This window comes from Moorena sp. SIO4A5 (assembly GCF_010672005.1).
Classification (GTDB): domain Bacteria; phylum Cyanobacteriota; class Cyanobacteriia; order Cyanobacteriales; family Coleofasciculaceae; genus Moorena.
Map to the genome: position 1 here is coordinate 1 of NZ_JAAHHZ010000541.1, position 3,308 is coordinate 3,308.

3 protein-coding genes are annotated in these 3,308 nt (G+C 41.6%); all 3 read right to left on the bottom strand.

The features are described 5' to 3' along the window. Window positions 1–152 precede the first annotated feature (152 nt). Window positions 153–1,646: an oligosaccharide flippase family protein gene (locus tag F6K57_RS40640; protein WP_293074624.1), complete on the bottom strand. Its 1,494-nt coding sequence runs from the start codon at window positions 1,644–1,646 to the stop codon at window positions 153–155. A gap of 96 nt (window positions 1,647–1,742) precedes the next feature. Then, on the bottom strand, window positions 1,743–2,297 hold the full coding sequence (locus F6K57_RS40645) for a hypothetical protein (protein ID WP_293074626.1): 555 nt from the start codon (window positions 2,295–2,297) through the stop codon (window positions 1,743–1,745). Beyond that, on the bottom strand, window positions 2,227–2,706 hold the full coding sequence (locus tag F6K57_RS40650) for a glycosyltransferase family A protein (protein WP_229415359.1): 480 nt from the start codon (window positions 2,704–2,706) through the stop codon (window positions 2,227–2,229). Before F6K57_RS40650 ends, F6K57_RS40645 begins: the two co-directional genes overlap by 71 nt. Window positions 2,707–3,308 lie beyond the last annotated feature (602 nt).

Genomic DNA, 3,308 nt, shown 5'->3' on the forward strand with positions numbered 1-3,308 from the left:
AGGAAGAGGGGATTCCTACTCCCTACTCCCTACTCCCTACTCCCTACAATCCATGACTTTTTCCATAACTCAAGTGATAACTGCTATATATGAGCAGCCACAATAACATTGTGCCTATTTAATGCCTTAATTTAGATTAGAGAAATTACCGATTAAACAGTGAATTCGGTTAACCTAACCTTCAGTAAATTTACTGAATTATTAGCTGATAACTGACTTTTACCTAACTTTGTCAGCTGATTAGCCAATTTCCCTAGTAGAGACTGGTAACTTAAAAATTGTTTGGCAGCGATCAGGCGCATACAGACGATATAGAGACTCATAAATAGGAAGGGCTTCAGGATTGTTGGTAACCCTAGACAACTCACAATTGCTAGCAGTACAATCACAGCAGCTTTAAAGCACGGTAGTAAAAACTTAATCAATGGCCAACCTAGTGCTCCGCAAGCTACCCACCACCAGTAAACTGTCCAAACAATTCCTAGCACGAAAGTAACTGCAATTCCCACCCCAAGTATTCCTGCTTGCTCAGCACCAATGATAAAGCTCAAGAACGCTACGGGAGCAATCATAAGGTTAACCTTGGCGTTAATCCCAGTTCTGCCTTTTGCTGCAAGCATATTAATCAGTGAATTATTGATCAGCCTAAAGTAAGCAAACACAAGTAACCAAGGAATCACCTGGCAGGCTGGCACCCACTTCTGGCCAAATATCATAGAGATGAGCTGATCGTCTACCACTAAAAAAAATAAGGCGTATAGAGGAGCCCCCAGGAAAGCCATTTGTTCAACCATTGTGACTAGAACACTTTGCTGCTGTTCGTCATTCTCTAACTGGGCGAATGAAGACATTCCTACCTGATTAATCACCTCACCCATTACAGTGTTAATTGTCTGGGTCAATTGGTAAGCAAAGTTGTAGTATCCCAAATTAGTATTACCCAGCAGTTTACCAATGACAAAGTTGTCACCATTGGCATTTACATAAAATCCCAAACTGGAGCCAGTGGCACCAAAACAGAACGACAAGACTTCTGAGCTAGCCTGTGGATCAATTTGTAAGCGGAATTTGTGTTCTACATGACGACGACTAATCCAATACTCTATAAACCAAAAAGCCGCATCTCCCACTACAAATGACCAATAGCTCAAACCGATAAAGGCGCAACCAGTGGTAGAGACTACTCGCACTAACGAGGCGATTATGGTCGCATGGGCTATTTCCCGATACCTCATCTGTCTAGTGAGTACTCCCTGATAAACAGACTGGATAGAAGCCACCACCAGATTAAAGGCGAACACGATCAGAATCCATACCAGGTCTGGTACACCGAAAAAGTTAGCCGCTAGGGGAGATATCGCCACCATTGCCACTGCCAACATCAATCCCCTGGCAATAGCAATTGTGTATGTTGTATTTAAATAACGCTGGTCTTCAATGCCCTTGTAGACAATAAAAGAGTTGATGGTGCCTTGGGTGAACAAATTCAGGAAAGACCAAAAAATATAGGCAACGCTAATCACCCCAAATTCAGATGGCAACAGCAACCTTGCTAGTATCAGGTTACTTAGCAATACCAGCAGACGTGTCCCGAGGGCTCCGTATGTTGTCCAGAACCCACTTGTGAGTAACGAGCTGAGTTTCATTAGGTTAGCAAGGTTTGGAAGGGACAAAAGGCTTGCATGAAAAAGCCTTACATCTCAAAGGCAAATGACCAATTACTGATGACTAATACAAAATTTTTAGTTGTTTGCTCTGTATTCTACGGAGCCAAGTGATCGCTTAATCACCAACTTAGCTAGTGGTGCCAGACGTACAGCTACCAGCGTCAGAAGCGATCGCGGATCGCGATAGAAGATTGAGCTATTGGCAGCTAACGCTTGGTTGATAAAGTGAACAGCTTTAGCTGCATCACCAGCAGTTAGGGATAATCGAGCTAGGTAGCGATACATATAGGCGTAAGCCGTAGGCAATACTTTCTCTACCAATTCTGGAGAACGTTCATAAGCTGATTTAAGTACCTGTTCATGAGAATGCTGCATTTGTGTTATATTAAAAGAAAGTCCAGAAGGACGAACTCGGTAGCAACACAGGACTTTTGGCTCCCGATAAAAACGCCAGCGTCCCGTAGCAGCAATTCTTAACCAGAAATCTATATCTTCTGAACTGCGTAACCCTTCGTCAAATTCCCCGACTTCATCCACTAGACAGCTTCGGAATACACCATTAGAACCATGACCAATGAAATTCTTGTACAGTAGGGCGCTTGAGTGGGTCAGACATAACTGGCTTACCACTCAGACGCATGATCGTGGGACTTCCATCATCACGGATTGCTTGTGAAGCACTGTAGACAACCCCTACTTCTGGTTCCCGATCCAGTACAGCCACATGCTTAGCTAGTTTGTCCGGCTTGTAGACATCATCTGCATCAAGTAGAGCGATGTAGCTAGCACGAGCATGACGGATGCCATAGTTACGAGCCGATGAGAGTCCTCCATTGGACTTCTGCAATAACTGAAAGCGTGAATCCCGCCGACAAAACGGTTTAACGAGTTCAGCGGTATCATCAGTAGAGCCGTCGTCAACAATCAGGACTTCAAATTCTCGATAAGACTGACGCTCAAGAGAGACTAGCGCTTCCCAAATGTAAGAGCGAACGTTATAAGCAGGAACGACAACACTGACTTTTGCTGAAGTAATCATTCAAAACTCCTATTTCTAATATCAATTTCATTTATTCAAACTACAAATGATGAAGTGATGGGGTGATGAGGTGAGAAATATATTTCTCAATCTCTCATTCCCCAGTCAAATCCTACTGACTTATTTTCGTTGAATTCGACTATATATAGCTAAACCAAATAGATCATGAAATCCAATCCTGATTTCTCATAAAACAAAAAAAACAAGCATTTTTTTTCTACTGTTGTTTGTTGCTTGTTGCCTGTTGCCTTTTCCCATCAATCCTAGTTTCACATCTCATTTGAAAACGCTATATAATTAAATCCTATTAATTATTGAAAATATTTTTCGAAAAAAATCGTTTTTTTATAGTATTATTTAAGTCAGTAAAATCTAGTAAAATTTCAGTATAATTGCGGTATAAATAATAGATATAAAATACATAATTTTGCGATTTTTTTTAAAAAATTGCCTTTTGCTTGCCTCCCTTGATCAGGTAAGCATTCAGGTGTAGAGATTGACAAAGTCACCCCACTCACTTCAAAAGCGGAATCAGAGACAATTCGTGAGAACGCTGCCTGACTGCTAAGGACACAGCCTGACTCAGGAACTTTATGGTATTA

Bases quoted from the DNA above. Each gene is read 5' to 3' on its own strand.
- F6K57_RS40640 (WP_293074624.1), bottom strand. From the start codon at position 1,646: ATGAAACTCAGCTCGTTACTCACAAGTGGGTTCTGGACAACATACGGA.
- F6K57_RS40650 (WP_229415359.1), bottom strand. From the start codon at position 2,706: ATGATTACTTCAGCAAAAGTCAGTGTTGTCGTTCCTGCTTATAACGTT.